Genomic DNA, 14954 nt, shown 5'->3' with positions numbered 1-14954 from the left:
CGCCATGCAGACCTATCTCGTCGGCGGTGCGGTTCGCGACCGCCTGCTGGGGCGCCCGTTCACGGAGCGCGACTACGTCGTCGTCGGCGCCACCCCCGAGGCGATGGAGGCGGCGGGCTTTCGCCCGGTCGGGCGCGACTTTCCCGTCTTCCTGCATCCCGAGACCCACGAGGAATACGCGCTGGCGCGCACCGAGCGCAAGACCGCGCGGGGCTATCACGGCTTCCAGTTCAACGCCTCGCCCGAGGTCACCCTGGAAGACGACCTCGAACGCCGCGATCTCACCATCAACGCGATGGCCGAGGACACCGACGGCCGCCTGATCGACCCCTATGGCGGGCAGGATGACCTGGAAGCCCGCCGGCTGCGCCATGTCGCCCCCGCCTTTGCCGAGGATCCGGTGCGCCTGCTGCGGGTGGCCCGGTTCGCCGCCCAGCTCGCGCCCTGGGACTTCGAGGTGGCCCCTGACACGCTGACGCTGATGCAGGAGCTCGTCACCTCCGGCGAGGTCGACGCCCTGGTGCCCGAGCGCGTCTGGGCCGAGTGCGAGAAGGCCCTGAAGAGTCCGGCCCCGCGGCGCTTCCTCGAGGTCCTGCGCGAGGCCGGGGCGCTCGCCATCCTGTTTCCGGAGATCGCGCGGCTGTTCGGTGTCCCCCAGCCCGAGCGCTACCACCCGGAGATCGACACCGGCGTGCACACCCTGATGGTCCTGGACCAGGCGACCCGGCTGTCCGATGCACCCGAGGTCCGTTTCGCCGCGCTGGTACATGACCTCGGCAAGGGCACGACCGATCCGGCCATCCTGCCCAGTCACCACGGGCACGAGGAACGCGGGGTGGACTTGATCCGGGCCCTGGCCGAACGCCTGCGCGTGCCCAACCGCTACCGCGACCTCGCGGTGCGCGTGGCGCGCTACCACGGGCTGGTGCATCGCGTGTTCGAACTGCGCCCGAAGACGGTGATGAAGCTGGTCGACGGACTGGACGCACTGCGACGGCCCGAGAACGTCGAGCCCTTCCTGCTCGCGGTGGAGGCGGACTTCCGCGGGCGCACCGGCTGGGAAGACAAGCCGTACCCGCAGGCCGACGCGGTGCGCCACGCGGTGGCCGCCGCGCAGGCCGTACAGCCGCAGGCCCTGATGGCCGAGGGCTACAAGGGCAAGGCCCTGGGCGAGGCGTTGCAGCGCGAGCGCATCCGAGCCATTGCCGAGGCCCTCGCGGACAACCCCGAACTGTAGGAGCCCAGCCTCTGGGCGATGGGGCCTGCCCAACACCCAATCGCCGAGAGGCTCGGCTCCTACGCGGGGCCGGAGCGTGGGAGCCTGCTCGCAGGCGAAGCCCCCGCCAAAGCCGGACACGGGCAGGGGCATTCGCCTGCAAGCAGGCTCCTACGGGGACTCGGCGAGCACCGCCCCCCGTGGGCGATGGGGCCTGTCCGACATCCGATCGCTCAGAGGGCTGAGCTCCTACTTGCCTGTTTCGGCGCGCGAACGTACTCTTTCGCGGCTGTCGAGCGTACTGAGGAAACCGCGATGGATTACGCCAAGGCCCGGATCAACATGGTCGAGCAGCAGGTCCGCCCCTGGGACGTGCTGGATACTCGTGTTCTGGATGTGATGGAAACGCTGCCGCGTGAACGCTTCATGCCCGAGCCCTACCAGGCCCTGGCGTACGCCGATTCCGAGATCCCGCTGGGGCACGGCGAGAATACCCTGCCGCCGGTGGTGGTCGGCCGCCTGCTGCAGGCCGTGTCGCCGCAGCCCACCGAGACCGTGCTCGAGATCGGCACCGGTTCCGGCTACGTGACCGCCGGCCTGGCGCACCTGGCCGCCCAGGTCGACAGCATCGAGCGTATCGACGAGCTGCGCCTGGCCGCGCGCAACCGCCTGACGGACCTGGGCCTCGATAACGCCCACCTGCGTACCGCCACGGTGACCCGGGACTGGACCCCGCCGCGCCCGCGCTATGACGCGATCATCCTGACCGGCGCGATGACCGAATACGAAGATTTCCTCGAGCCGTACCTGACCCTGGGCGGTCGGCTGTTCGTGATCACCGGCGACGGCCCGATCATGGAGGCGCAGCTCATTACCCGCACCACCGAGGACGACTGCCTCCACGAGGGCCTGTTCGAGACCCGCGTGAAGCCGCTGGTCGGCTTCGAGCCCAGACCCGCCTTCGAATTCTGAGCCCGCCCGGGCATCCCACGCCCAAACCGGCTCTGATAGGATAGGCTTTTCCTAATATCCTCCGGAGCCGCGTCCATGAACCGTCTGCCGTCGCTTCTCGCCGCCGCCGGGCTGGCCCTTTCGATCTCGGCGCCCGCCGCTGCCTCCAGCCTGATGGAGGTCTACGAGCGGGCGGCCGCGGAAGACGCCGAACTGCGCACCGCCGAGGCGGAGTACCGCAGCGTGCTGGAGAATCGCCCGATCGCGCGCTCCGCCCTGCTGCCGCAGATCTCCGGCCAGGCCGAGGCGGGCGCGTTCTACCGTGACGACCGCAACCAGCCGGGCAGCCTCGATGGGCGCCAGACCAGCTTCGGCGTCAACCTCTCCCAGAGCCTCTACGACCGTCGCAACTACATCGAGCTGGCGCAGGTGGATCTCGAGATCGCGCGTGCCGAGGCCGAGCTGGATGCCGCTCGCCAGGACCTGATCCTGCGTGTCGCCCAGGCCTATTTCGACGTACTGATCGCACAGGAGACCGTCGCCTTCCGTGAAGCCGAAGTCGAGGCGATCGAGCGCCAGCTGGAACAGACCCAGCGCCGCTTCGATGTCGGCCTGGTCGCCCGTACCGACGTCACCGAAGCCCAGGCCCAGCGCGACATCGCCGAGGCCGAGCGCATCGCCGCCGCGAACCAGCTGGACCTGACCCGCGAGCAGCTCGCGGTGATCACCAACACCTACTGGGACGAGCTGGACATGCTGCGCGACGAGGCCGAGCTGACCCCGCCGGACCCGGCCGATCCGCAGGCCTGGGTCGATATCGCGCTCGCCAACAACCTGGAACTGGCCGCCCAGCGCCTGAGCACGGAAACCGCCCGCGAACAGATCCAGCGCCAGCGCGCCGAGGGCCTGCCGCGGCTCAACCTGAACGCCTCGGTGCGCGAGAACCGCTACCACGGCCTGGATGTACCAGCTGATGCCAGAGGCGCCTTCTTCGAGGGCACCGACGCCCAGGTCGGCGTGCAACTGGAGATCCCGCTCTACACCGGCGGGCGCGTCAGCGCCCTGACCCGCCAGGCCCGCGAGGACTTCCAGGCCGCGCAGGAAGGCCAGTCGCTGGTGGAGCGCCGCACCACTCAGGACACCCGCAGCGCCTACCTGTCGGTGATCTCCAACAACTCGCGGGTGCGCGCGCTGGAGCAGGCACTGGTTTCGACCCAGTCCGCGTTCGAGGCGGCCGAGGCCGGCTTCGAGGTCGGTACCCGCACCCAGGTGGACGTCCTGCTCGCCCTGCGCGAGGTCTTCCGCGCCGAACGCGACTACGCCGAGGCCCGCTACGGCTTCCTCGGCGAGTCGCTGCGCCTGCAGCGCGCGGCCGGTCGCCTGAGCGTAGCCGACCTCGAGGCCATCGACGACCTGCTGGAGTAATGTCCGCCTCCGCCACGCATAACCCACGGGCCCGCTGCGAGCGGGCGCGCTCGCGCCTGGTCCTGATCGACCTGCAGGAACGCCTGCTGGCCGCGATGCCCGAGGCGGCCCGTGCCGAGGTCGAGCGCAATGCCGCGCGCCTGATCGAGGCGGCGCGCAAGCTCGGCATCCCGATCGAGGTATCGCGCCAGTATCCCAAAGGCCTCGGCGAGGTCACCGCCCCCCTGCAGCAGGCGCTGGACGGCAAGGGCGCGGTCACCGACAAGACGGCTTTCTCCTGCTGCGCCGAACCCGACCTGCACACCCGCCTGACCCGCGGCGACCAGATCATCCTGACCGGCGCGGAGACCCACATCTGCGTGACCCAGACGGCACTGGAACTGCTGGAGGTGGGCGTGACCGTGTTCGTGGTCGAGGACGGAGTCTGCTCGCGCGACACCGGGCGCAAGCACAACGGGCTGGAGCGCCTGCGCGCCGCCGGCGCCATCATCACCAACCACGAATCGGTGCTGTTCGAATGGCTGCGCGACGCGGCCGATCCGCAGTTCCGCGAACTGAGCCAGTTGATCCGCTAATCACGAACCGGGAGACACGCAGGGATGCGCATGCTTGGAAACATTTTGCTGGGCTTGTGGTTGATCCTGTTCGGCCTGCGCGGTCTGCTGGGGCTGCAGTTCCAGTACGACCACTACGTCATCAGTGGCCTGGCGGTGATCGCCGGTATCCTGTTCATCCTGCGTCGCTAGGGAAATGCCATGCGCCTAAGCCCCGACGAATACCGCAACCAGGAGCACCGCCGCATCACCCTGCTGGGGATGTCCGGTGTCGGCAAGACGCGCCTGTCCAACATGCTTCGGCGCGAGGACTGGTTCCATTATTCGGGCGATTACCGCATCGGAACGCGCTATCTGAGCGAGCCGATCCTGGACAACATCAAGGCTCAGGCAATGGCGGTGCCGTTCCTGCGCGACCTGCTGCGCTCGGACTCGATCCAGATCATCAACAACATCACGGTGGACAACCTCCATCCGGTGGCAAGCTTCCTCGGCAAGCTTGGCAACCCGGAGCAGGGCGGCCTGCCGCTGACCGAATTCAAGCGCCGCCAGACCCTGCACCACGAGGCCGAGGTGCAGGCGATGCTCGACGTGCCGGACTTCATCCACAAGGCGCAGACGCTGTTCGGCTATCCGCACTTCGTCAACGACGCCGGCGGCTCGGTCTGCGAACTGGACAGCCCCGGCGTGCTGGAGACGCTCGCCGAGCACACCCTGATCCTGTACATCAAGGCGACCGACGAGGACGAGCGCCAGCTGATCGAGCGCGCCGAACAAGACCCCAAGCCGCTGTACTACCGCGAGGCCTTCCTCGACCAGCAGCTGGCCGAATACATGCGCGACGAGGGGCTGGACTACGTCGCCCAGATCGACCCCGACGCGTTTGTGCGCTGGGTCTTCTCGCGGCTGTTCCGTGCCCGCCTGCCACGTTACGAGGCGATCGCCGAGAGTCACGGCTACACCATCAGCACCACGGAACTGGCGCGGGTGCGCAACGCGGCCGACTTCGACGACCTGGTCTGCATGGCCCTGGAGCGGGAGGCGCGTCTGTAATGCCACTTGTCGCCTACTCAGACCTGCCCACCTTTGCCCGCCTGAAAAGCGAGGGCGAGACCGTACTGCCCAGCGACTTCGCGCAGCAGCAGGAGATCCGCGCCCTGCACATCGGGCTGCTGAACATGATGCCGGACGCGGCCCTGGCGGCCACCGAGCGCCAGTTCTTCCGCCTGATCGGCGAGAGCAACCAGATCGCACAGTTCTACATCCACCCGTTCACCCTGCCGCAGCTCAAGCGCGGGCCGAAGGGGCGCGATCACGTCAAGCAGTACTACGAGGACTTCGAGGACCTGAAGCAGGAGGGCCTCGACGCGCTGATCATCACCGGCGCCAACGTGACCCAACCGGACCTGGCACTCGAGCCCTTCTGGGAGCCGCTGGCCGAGGTGGTCGACTGGGCCTGGGAGAACGTGACCTCCACGCTGTGCTCCTGCCTGGCGACCCACGCCGTGCTGCAGGCGCGCTACGGCGAGCACCGCGTGCACATGGGCGAGAAGCTGTGGGGCGTATTCCCCCACCGGGTGGTGGACCGCGGCCATCCGCTGGTCACTGGCGTGAACACCCGCTTCGATGTGCCGCACTCGCGCTACAACGATGTCTCGCGTGAACAGTTCGAACGCCACGGCCTGCGCGTCCTGGTGGAAAGCGAGCAGTCCGGCATCCATCTGGGGGCCTCGCCGGACGGCTTTCGCATGGTCTTCTTCCAGGGCCATCCGGAGTACGACTCGATCAGCCTGCTCAAGGAGTACAAGCGCGAGGTCGTGCGCTACATCCAGGGCGAACGCGAGACCTACCCGCCGCTGCCGGAAAACTACCTGCTGCCCCAGGCCGCCGCGATCCTCGACGAGCACCGCGAACATGTGGAAACCGCAGTGGAACACTGCACCGAGATCCCGGCCCTGCCCGAAGCACTGCTGCTGGATCGCCTGGACAACACCTGGCACGACACGGCACTGGCGGTGATGAACAACTGGCTGGGCGCGGTCTACCAGCTCACTAACCTCGACCGCCGAAAGCAGTTCCGCGACAGCGTGGACCCGAGCGACCCGCTGGCCGGACGCCGGTAGAACGTCACACCGGGCCCGCCCCCGTCATTGCGGGGCCGGAGGCGCCGTGGCAATCGCCTTCCAGAACCACCGGATCCCGCCGCACTGCCAGCATCTGGAGGTTGCCACGTCGCCTTCGGCTCCTCGCAATGACGGGGGCAACGCAACGGAAGAACGCCATGACCGAGAGTGATCCGGACAAGCTGCCGCGCCCGATTATCGGACTGTACGAAACCATTGCCGGCGACGAGGACGCCCGCGTCTGCAAGGACATCCCGGAGAACGCCTGTCGCGCCCAGCCGGTCAATTTCCTTGTCCACCTGATCTCGAACACCCTAAGCAAGATTGGCGACGAGCTCGCCTCGGCCCGGCTGGTCCTGGCCTGGCTGCTGGGCGCCCTGGGGGCCCCGGCCGCCTTCGCGGGCTTCCTGGTGCCGATCCGCGAATCCGGCTCCCTTCTGCCACAACTATTCGTGGCCGCGTCCATCCGCCGCCGGGCCATCCGCAAGGGCTTCTGGGTCCTCGGCAGCGTGCTCTCGGGGCTGGCGGTGGCCGGCATGGCCATCGTCGCGCTGACCCTGGAGGGCGTCGCAGCTGGCTGGGCGATCCTCGGGCTGCTGGTGGTCTTCGCCCTGTCGCGCGGGATCAATTCGGTCGCCTCCAAGGACGTACTGGGCAAGACCATCGCCAAGCACCAGCGCGGGACCGTGATGGGCTACGCCGCATCACTGGCCGGCTTCTTCACCCTGGGCCTGGGCATCTACCTCACGCTGGCGAACCTGGAAGAAGTCGGCATCGGCGTCTTCGTCGCCCTGCTGGCCGCCTCGGCCGGGGCCTGGTGGGTGGCCGCCGCGACCTTCACGCGGCTGCGCGAGGACCCGGGCTCCACCGAGGGCGGGGGCAACGCGGTTACCGAAGCGATCCGGTCGATGCGCCTGCTGTGGACCGACCGGGCCTTCGGTCACTTCGTACTGACCCGCGCCCTGCTGATGAGCACCGCACTGGCACTGCCGTTCTACGTCCTGCTCGCGGAGGACGCCACCGCCGGCGATCTCGGCACCCTCGGGCTGCTGATCCTGGCCAGTGGCCTGGCCTCCGCGGTCAGCGCCCCGGTCTGGGGACGCCTGTCCGACCGCTCCGCGCGCTGGGTGCTGATCCTGTCCGGGCTGCTCGCCGCCGGGCTCGGCATTGCGGTCGCGCTGAGCGTCTGGTTCGCACCGGTCGATACGGACCATGCGCTGGTTCCCGGCGGCTGGGTCTATGCGGCGCTGTTCTTCCTGCTCGGGGTCAGCCATGCCGGCGTGCGCCTGGGGCGCAAGACGTACCTGGTCGACATGGCGACCCAGGAAACCCGGGCGGCGTTCACTGCGGTCAGCAACACGGTGATTGGTGGCTTGCTGCTGATCGGGGGGCTGTTCGGGCTGCTGGCGCAGCTGGCGGGCACCGAAGTCGCGATCTTCGTGCTCGCGCTGATGAGCCTGGCCGGCGCTCTGAGCGCCTGGTTCATGGGCGAGGCCTGACGCCCGTCCCTCTCTCGCCCTCGCCCCCAGCGAGGCATGCTTTGCGATTCCGTTTTTGCGTGACTCCGGCCCGTCGCCTGCCTCGTGGTGGCTGGTCCCGGTTCGTCATATGGTGTTTACGGTGGCTTCGGTCCACATACTGCCGAGCGCTGACTCGCCAGCGCGCCGCGAGGTCCTTTCTTGCTTGCCCAAGAAAGGACCCAAAGAAGGGCACCCGGATTTCGCCCGGGAACCTTGCTCCAGGGCCCTCGGGCCGGCGGCGCTGAACTCGCTACGCTGCGCTTCGCTCAGACATCCAGCGCCTTCTCCCGGCCCGAGAGCCCTTCCGCAAGGGGCTCCATACGGGAGGCGAAGTTCAAGACAGAAGGTATTCCGACCCCGCGACACCACAACGGCCCTGCCGCCTGAAAGCCCCCGGCGCCCGCACCGCGGGCGCGGCACGCAACGGCCGAAGGCCGAGCGTGCCCAAGATGCTCGAAGACCTAGCCTTCATCCACTGGCAAGACCATCGGGACGGCCGTTGTCTTGACCTTGATCCCCCCGTTGTCGTCGCGCCGAGTGGAGAGGGTTTTCGCGGGATCAGAGGCGCTGGATGTCTGAGCGGAGCCGAAGGCGCAGCGAGTTCAGCGCCGCCCGCGAAAACCCTCGGAGCGAGGGAAACCCCGGCCCGCGCAGCGGGCCGGGGTCGCGGCAGTCGGGCGTGTTTCTTGGGTACTTCTTTGCACGAGCAAAGAAGTACCTCGCGGTGCGCTCGCGAGTGAGCGCGTGGCAGGCGGCGGACCGAAGCCACCGCAAACACCGAACGGTGAACCAGGACCAGCCACCACAAGGCAGGCGGCCGGACGAAGGCACCAGCACGCCGCAACGCGCCAAGGTGATAGTCTTGGCGCCCGCTACAACACTCGCTCGCGACCGGAACTCGAATGGCACTCCTCACCCTGCGCAACATCCACCTGGCCTACGGCATGGCCGCCCTCCTCGACGGCGTCGAAATGAGCCTGGAGCCCGGCGAACGCGTCGCCATTGCCGGGCGCAACGGCGAAGGCAAATCCACGCTGCTCAAGGTCATCAACAGCGACGCCCAGGCCGATTCGGGCGAGATCACCCGCCAGGACGGCCTGACCACCGCCTACCTGACCCAGGAGCTTCCCCCCGGGATCGAGGGCACCGTGTTCGACGTCGTCGCCGAAGGCCTGGGCGAGGCCGGGCGCCTGCTGGAACGCTTCCACCACCTGAGCCAGGCCGCGGCCAGTGGTGACATGGAGGCACTGGACAAGATGGGGCCCGTGCAGTCGCAACTGGACGCGATCGATGGCTGGAGCCTGCAGAACCGGGTGGAAACCACCATCTCGCGCCTGAGCCTGGACCCCGAGGCGGAGTTCGCGGCGTTGTCGGGCGGGCTCAAACGCCGGGTCTGGCTGGCACGCGAGCTGGTGCAGCGTCCGCAACTGCTGCTGCTCGACGAGCCGACCAACCACCTGGACGTCGCCGCGATCCGCTGGCTCGAGGAATTCCTGATCGAGAGCGGCCTGACCGTGGTCTTCATCAGCCATGATCGCCAGTTCATGGAGAGTGTGGCCACGCGCATCCTGGAGCTGGATCGCGGCAAGCTGTACGAACACCCGCCGTCGATCGAGGCCTTCCGCGAGCGCCAGGCTGAACGCCTGGAGACCGAGGCGACCCAGCGTGCGGAATTCGACCGCAAGCTGGCGCAGGAAGAGGCCTGGGTTCGCCAGGGCATCAAGGCCCGGCGCACCCGCAACGAAGGGCGTGTACGGGCCTTGCAGGCCTTGCGCAAGAAGCGCGCGGAGCGGCGCGAGCGCAGCGGCCAGGTCAAGATGAAGCTGAGTCCGGAACAGCGGTCCGGGCGACTGGTGATCGAGGCGGAACACGCCGATTTCGGCTACGACCAGCCGATCGTGCGCGACGTGAACCTGCTGCTGCAGCGGGGCGACGCCCTGGGCATCGTCGGTCCCAACGGGGCCGGCAAAACGACCCTGCTGCGAGGCCTGCTCGGGCAGCTGGAACCACTGGCCGGCAGCGTGAAGCTGGGCACCCAGCTGGAGATCGCCTATTTCGACCAGGCCCGTGCGCGCCTCGACGAGGACACCACGGTGCAGGACGCGGTCGGCGAGGGCCGCGACCGGGTCATGGTCAACGGCGAGAGCCGCCATATCCTGTCCTACCTGGAAGACTTCCTGTTCCCGCCGTCGCGTTCCCGCCAGCCCGTATCGGCGCTGTCCGGAGGCGAGCGCAACCGGTTGCTGCTGGCGAAGCTGTTCCTGCGCCCGGCCAACCTGCTGGTGCTCGACGAGCCCACCAATGACCTCGACGTCGAGACCCTGGAGCTGCTGGAGCAGCTCCTGATCGAGTACACCGGGACGGTCATCGTGGTCAGCCACGACCGGTCGTTTCTGGACAACGTCGCGACCTCCACCCTGGTCCTGCCGGGCGACGGGTCGGTGGAGGAGTTCGTGGGCGGCTGGTCGGATCTGCCCGAGCGCGTGACCCGCCGGCTGCTGGAGGGCGAATCCTCCGCACCTGCGGAACGCGCGCCCGCAGCAAAGCCTGCCGCGCCCGCCGCCGAACCCGAGGCTGCATCAGCCGCCCCGCGCAAGCTCTCCTACAAGGACGCCCGCGAGCTGGAGGCCCTGCCGGCACAAATCGAATCCCTGGAACAGGAACAACAGGCCCTGACCACGTCGATGACCGAGCCGGAGGCCCTGCGCGACGGTGAACGCATGCGCGAGCTGCAGGCTCGCCTCGAGACGGTCGAGTCGGAACTGGCTCGGTGCTACCAACGCTGGGAGCAGCTGGAATCTGACTGAGCCCCGTCACGTCTACAATCCAATCGGGTTTCCGGGGATCAGGGAGACAATGTACGGATTCACGCTGGGACCCTGCGTTTTCCTGGACCTCGGGCAGTGGGCAGCGGTACTTCCGCCCGCCCCTGCTGGATTGCCGGGACGCAACGTGGAACCGGGGAACCCGGCATACCCACTCCCAAAATGATGAAACGCACGGGGCGGGCGTACGCGCGCAAATGGATCCGTGTTCCATTTGCGCTCAACTCTGCCCGAGGCTTGCCGTAACAGGGGTTGAATAGCCACCTTTCGGGCCAGCAGCACTTGTGACTGCGGCCGGTTCCAGAAGCGCCCGTCACAAGGCGCGCAGAAGGAGTCATCGCATGCTGGACAAACTCTCCATCCGGGGACTGTTGATCGCCGGCTTCGGGCTGGTCGTCGCGATCCTGATCATCAACTCCCTGCTGGCGCTGCGCGCGATGAGCACGGGCAGCCAGGGCGTCGAACAACTGACCCAGGCGGATTACCCGGCGGTCGCCCGCGTCAATGATGTCGAGCAACTGCTGCAGGAGAGTGCAGCTTTTCTCGGCTTCTATCTGATGAGCGAGGAGCAGTCGCATCGTGACGCCTGGCAGAACGCGATGCGCGACCTCGATGCCGCCACGCGGGCGCTGAACGAAGACGCGGTGATCGCGGCCGACGAGGAGCTCGCCGCCAGCGCCACCGAGGTACGCCGCCTGGTGGACCAGTTCGCCAGCTTCGAGGAGCGCCTGATCGAGGTGGCCGAGGACGCGGCCGCGAACATGCCGGCCCTCGCGATCGCCAATGCCCGGGCCAACCCCGCCAGCCGCGAGATGACCCAGCAGACCAACATGATGATCAGTGCCGAGATGGGCCTGCCGCGGTTTCAGCGCTCATGGGACCGCATCGATACGCTGCACGAGCTGCGCATGTCGGTGATCCAGGTCACCTCCAACCTGCGTGGCTTCATCGCCTTCCGTGACGCCGCCTTCCGCGAGAACGTCCGCCTGTTCTCGACCCGGACCAACGACATCACCGCACAATTGATGGACCAGTTCGACGACCTGGACTTCGAGCAGCAGATCGCGCTCGAGGACTTCCAGGGCGCACTCGACACCCAGAATTCCGCCCTGGATGACCTGATCGAGATCCACGGCAGCGAACAGGCCCTGCAGGACGCCTACCTGATCCGTACCGAGATCGGCCCGCTGCTGGTCGAGGCCCGTGACCACCTGCAGGGGCTCAGCGAGCGCATCACTGCCCGTGCCGAACGCAGCGCCGCCGCGCTGACCGCCGACATGCGCACCACCCAGACCACCCAGGGCGTACTGGCCCTGATCGGGGTGATCCTGGGCCTGGCCGGTGCGGTGTTCATCATCCTGGTCGTGCGCCGCGCCCTGGCCCACTCCACCGCGGCCCTTGAGGAGATCGCCGACGGCGATGGGGATCTGAGCCGCCGCCTGGACGAGAACGGCCTGATCGAGACCGCGCAGCTCGGCCGCGCCTTCAACCGCTTCACCGACAAGATCGCCCAGGCCATCGGCAATGCCCGAGGCAGCACCGAGACGCTGAACCGGGCCACCGAGAACCTGAACCAGGAGGCCTACGAGGCCCGCGAGGCGGTGTCGCGCCAACGTGACGAGACCGAGCGCGTCGCCACTGCGATCAACGAGCTGCAAAGCAGTGCCGAGGAGATCGCACGTAACACCGATGCAACCTCCCAGGCCGGCCAGGAGGCCGGGGATGCAGTGAACAATGGCTCCGAAGTCATGGAGAAGAACATCACCTCGATGTCGTCCCTGCTCGGCACAGTCGAACAGGCTGCCGGCACCGTGGCCAAGCTGGGCGAGGACTCCAAGCAGATCGGGACCATCCTCGAGGTGATCCGCGGCGTGGCCGAGCAGACCAATCTGCTCGCCCTGAACGCCGCCATCGAGGCCGCCCGCGCCGGCGAACACGGCCGCGGCTTCGCGGTGGTCGCCGACGAGGTGCGCAAGCTCGCGACCCGCACCCAGGAGTCCACCGACGAGATCGAGACCATGATCTCGCGCCTGCAGTCCGCCACCGACAGTGCGGTCAAGGCCATGCAGCACGGCCAGGACGAGGCCGAGACCACGATGGAACACACCGCCGAGGTGAATGGCGCCCTGCAGCAGATCCGTCAGTCCGTCACCACCATCGTGGAGATGACCGAGCAAATCGCCGTGGCGTCACGCCAGCAGAGCACCGTGGTCGAGGACATCAACCGCAACATCGTGCAGATCTCCGACGAGGCGGATCAGTCGGCGAACACCGCCGACCGCGTCAGCGCCGCCTCCGACGAACTCAAGCAGGTGGAGAAGGAGATCCAGCAGGCGCTGGCCCAGTTCCGGCTCTGATCCGGGCTACAACCCACGGACCTCCAGCCAGGCCCGGGCGGCGCGGCGCAGCCTGCGGGTGACGCCGCGCCGCCCGGACACCCCCAGCTCGCGCGCCAGCCGGTGCCAGTCGATCGGCGCGGCCAAGCAGCTCGCAAGCAACCGGCCCTCCGGATCCTCCGGCGGTGCCGCCGCCAATTGCCGAAGGAGGACCGGAAGTGCCCATTCCAGGGGCCGTGTACGGCGGGCAAAGGCGCGGACCTCCTCTCGATCCGCCACCCGATCGACCGGCGATAAAGGACCGTCCGCGCCCCCCTCTTGATGGCCGAGCCAATCGTTCACCATGGCCGCAGTGAGGTGCGGAAGAAAGCGCGGATGCCAGACCGGCCAGTCGTTCCGGAAGGCCTCCAGTATCGGTTCCAGTCGGCGCTGCAATCGGGGCGCGATCGCACGCAGCACCACCCCGCTGACCTGGCCACTGGCCGCATCCGGCTGGATACCGACGCGCACAAGACCATAGCCGGCACGCTGCCAGAGGCGCAGCAACGCCGGCTGCAGACCGAAGCTGGCACCTAGCAATCCGATGCCTTCGGTCTGCGCCCGGTCCGCCACCGCGCGCAACAGACGGCGCCCCAGGCCCAGGGCCTGCCACTGGGGGTGCACCGCAATGCGCTGGATGCGCCAGGCCCGTTCCGCCGCCAGGTCAAAGTCACCCCGGGCCGCCAGGGTGCAGGGCAGGAAGTGCCCCTGCGGCCGACGTTCGCCGGCCCATACCCCCTCGGCCACGGCCGGTTCCAGACCGGCCTCCTCCTGGATCAGGGCCACGCCGAACAGCGCCCCGTCGACCGCCCCCTCCATGCACAACACCCGCACACCCGGGTCGTCCAGCCAGCGCGCAAGATCCGAGGGCCGGGTGCGATAGTGCGCATCCGCCAGCAGGCCCATCACAGCCTCCAGGGCCTGCGGCAAATCCGCCAGGGCCGCCCCAGTCGTCCAGCGCAGGCGGACAGCCTGGGCGGCCGGGGTCGTGCTTTCCGCCTCCAGCAGGAACAGCCGATTGAGCCAGTCCTCCAGTGGATCTCCCGGCGCCCAGCGCACCGGGGTCGCCATGGCCTGCACCCGCACCTGGAAACCGGCCGCCTCCAGGGTCGGCAGGGCGCGCAGACGGAAGCCCTGCCCGCTGCCCTCGAACCCACCCGTCGTAGTCGACAACACCAGGCGGCGCGCGCGCCGAGCCAGACGCAGCAGGCGCTCCACCGGCAGATTCGCCGCCTCGTCGATGATCAGGGTATCCACGGGCTCGGGCGCTGCCAGCAGCACATCGGGTGCCCGGTAGAGGTGTTCCGGCGTGTCGATGCAGTGGCGGGCGCGCGCTAGCAGGGCGTCCACGGCCCGTGGACTCGGTGCCGTCAGCGTGATCGCGGGCCCCCCATGTCGGAGTGTCCCGCCGAGGAACTCGCCCAGGAGGGTCGACTTGCCGCGACCGCGCGGGGCGATCAGCGCCAGGCATTCGTCGGCACCAAGATGCGCGAGACGATCCAGCGCCGCAGCCTGATCCGGCGTCCACGCAAAGGCGGGCGCCGGACGGGCCGGCACCTCGGGCAATCGCTCCGTCAATGCGGGCGCCTGCACCCACGCCTCGGCCAGCGCCGTCCGCCAGCGCCGGGCGAACGCGCCAGCACCGGTGACCCCGTCGAGGAGGACCAGGGCGCCACCGCCGCGGAGCAACCCGGCCGCCGTGACCAGCGCGTCCACGTGGAGCGGGTCCCCGGCCTCGAACACCAGGGCCTGCACTTCGTGACCCAGCCAGTGCCCGGCCTGTGCCGGCGCTACGTGTGGTAGCCCCTCGGGGGCATGGCGCCCCACCCATAGTACCGGGCCCCGGACCGCGGCGGCCCGGAGCCAGGTCTCCGCGGCATGGCGAGCCCCCGGATCGGCCGGCAGGCGGTAGAGCGAACGCGCCTCCATCTCAGCCCCTCACCGAGGTCGAACTACGCATGGGGA

At 68.6% G+C, this 14954-nt stretch carries 11 protein-coding genes and 1 pseudogene; 10 read left to right on the top strand and 2 right to left on the bottom strand.

Translation table 11 applies throughout. The features are described from left to right. Positions 1-4: 4 nt before the first annotated feature. The 8 genes from F572_RS0106395 (at position 5) to F572_RS0106360 (ending at position 7768) form a co-directional block, all read left to right on the top strand. The gene (locus F572_RS0106395; protein WP_017940905.1) at positions 5-1237 is read left to right on the top strand and encodes a multifunctional CCA addition/repair protein; all 1233 of its coding nucleotides are present in this window, start codon (positions 5-7) and stop codon (positions 1235-1237) included. A gap of 294 nt (positions 1238-1531) precedes the next feature. Beyond that, complete coding sequence (locus F572_RS0106390; RefSeq protein ID WP_017940904.1) at positions 1532-2188, top strand: protein-L-isoaspartate O-methyltransferase; 657 nt, start codon at positions 1532-1534, stop codon at positions 2186-2188. Between the two features lie 75 nt (positions 2189-2263). After that, positions 2264-3592 carry a TolC family outer membrane protein gene (locus F572_RS0106385; protein ID WP_017940903.1) on the top strand — a complete coding sequence of 443 codons (1329 nt, stop codon included), beginning with the start codon at positions 2264-2266 and terminating at the stop codon, positions 3590-3592. After that, a complete protein-coding gene (locus tag F572_RS0106380; RefSeq protein WP_017940902.1) occupies positions 3592-4167 on the top strand; it encodes an isochorismatase family protein in 576 nt (191 codons plus the stop codon). The genes F572_RS0106385 and F572_RS0106380 overlap by 1 nt, the downstream gene beginning before the upstream one ends. 30 nt (positions 4168-4197) lie before the next feature. Next, on the top strand, positions 4198-4338 hold the full coding sequence (locus tag F572_RS15780; protein WP_019625837.1) for a hypothetical protein: 141 nt from the start codon (positions 4198-4200) through the stop codon (positions 4336-4338). Between the two features lie 9 nt (positions 4339-4347). Beyond that, positions 4348-5199 carry a hypothetical protein gene (locus F572_RS0106370; RefSeq protein WP_017940900.1) on the top strand — a complete coding sequence of 284 codons (852 nt, stop codon included), beginning with the start codon at positions 4348-4350 and terminating at the stop codon, positions 5197-5199. Further along, the gene (locus F572_RS0106365; protein WP_017940899.1) at positions 5199-6269 is read left to right on the top strand and encodes a homoserine O-succinyltransferase; all 1071 of its coding nucleotides are present in this window, start codon (positions 5199-5201) and stop codon (positions 6267-6269) included. The genes F572_RS0106370 and F572_RS0106365 overlap by 1 nt, the downstream gene beginning before the upstream one ends. A 158-nt stretch (positions 6270-6427) precedes the next feature. After that, complete coding sequence (locus F572_RS0106360; RefSeq protein ID WP_017940898.1) at positions 6428-7768, top strand: MFS transporter; 1341 nt, start codon at positions 6428-6430, stop codon at positions 7766-7768. 287 nt (positions 7769-8055) lie between these two features. Here F572_RS0106360 and F572_RS16070 read toward each other — a convergent pair. Then, positions 8056-8261: pseudogene (locus F572_RS16070) on the bottom strand (hypothetical protein). Between the two features lie 430 nt (positions 8262-8691). Between F572_RS16070 and F572_RS0106355 the strand changes: the two are divergent. After that, on the top strand, positions 8692-10596 hold the full coding sequence (locus F572_RS0106355; protein ID WP_017942001.1) for an ATP-binding cassette domain-containing protein: 1905 nt from the start codon (positions 8692-8694) through the stop codon (positions 10594-10596). Positions 10597-10955: 359 nt separating this feature from the next. Next, positions 10956-12971 (top strand): methyl-accepting chemotaxis protein, encoded by a 2016-nt coding sequence (locus F572_RS0106350; protein WP_017942000.1) that lies wholly within the window; start codon positions 10956-10958, stop codon positions 12969-12971. 6 nt (positions 12972-12977) lie between these two features. Here the strand turns inward: F572_RS0106350 and F572_RS0106345 are convergent, their stop codons facing one another. After that, positions 12978-14918, bottom strand: coding sequence for a GNAT family N-acetyltransferase (locus F572_RS0106345; protein WP_017941999.1), 1941 nt, complete (start codon positions 14916-14918; stop codon positions 12978-12980). Between the last annotated feature and the right edge of the window lie 36 nt (positions 14919-14954).

The organism is Thioalkalivibrio sp. ALE14 (genome assembly GCF_000376845.1).
In the GTDB taxonomy this organism is placed as follows: domain Bacteria; phylum Pseudomonadota; class Gammaproteobacteria; order Ectothiorhodospirales; family Ectothiorhodospiraceae; genus Thioalkalivibrio.
The sequence above is the reverse complement of the archived record's forward strand: the minus strand, read 5'-3'. Positions and strand labels throughout refer to the sequence as shown.

What these genes read in the sequence shown, in the direction of transcription:
- F572_RS0106345 (WP_017941999.1), bottom strand. Translation starts at nt 14,918, where the DNA reads ATGGAGGCGCGTTCGCTCTACCGCCTGCCGGCCGATCCGGGGGCTCGC.
- F572_RS15780 (WP_019625837.1), top strand. Translation starts at nt 4,198, where the DNA reads ATGCTTGGAAACATTTTGCTGGGCTTGTGGTTGATCCTGTTCGGCCTG.
- F572_RS0106365 (WP_017940899.1), top strand. Translation starts at nt 5,199, where the DNA reads ATGCCACTTGTCGCCTACTCAGACCTGCCCACCTTTGCCCGCCTGAAA.
- F572_RS0106355 (WP_017942001.1), top strand. Translation starts at nt 8,692, where the DNA reads ATGGCACTCCTCACCCTGCGCAACATCCACCTGGCCTACGGCATGGCC.
- F572_RS0106370 (WP_017940900.1), top strand. Translation starts at nt 4,348, where the DNA reads ATGCGCCTAAGCCCCGACGAATACCGCAACCAGGAGCACCGCCGCATC.
- F572_RS0106360 (WP_017940898.1), top strand. Translation starts at nt 6,428, where the DNA reads ATGACCGAGAGTGATCCGGACAAGCTGCCGCGCCCGATTATCGGACTG.
- F572_RS0106395 (WP_017940905.1), top strand. Translation starts at nt 5, where the DNA reads ATGCAGACCTATCTCGTCGGCGGTGCGGTTCGCGACCGCCTGCTGGGG.
- F572_RS0106380 (WP_017940902.1), top strand. Translation starts at nt 3,592, where the DNA reads ATGTCCGCCTCCGCCACGCATAACCCACGGGCCCGCTGCGAGCGGGCG.
- F572_RS0106350 (WP_017942000.1), top strand. Translation starts at nt 10,956, where the DNA reads ATGCTGGACAAACTCTCCATCCGGGGACTGTTGATCGCCGGCTTCGGG.
- F572_RS0106385 (WP_017940903.1), top strand. Translation starts at nt 2,264, where the DNA reads ATGAACCGTCTGCCGTCGCTTCTCGCCGCCGCCGGGCTGGCCCTTTCG.
- F572_RS0106390 (WP_017940904.1), top strand. Translation starts at nt 1,532, where the DNA reads ATGGATTACGCCAAGGCCCGGATCAACATGGTCGAGCAGCAGGTCCGC.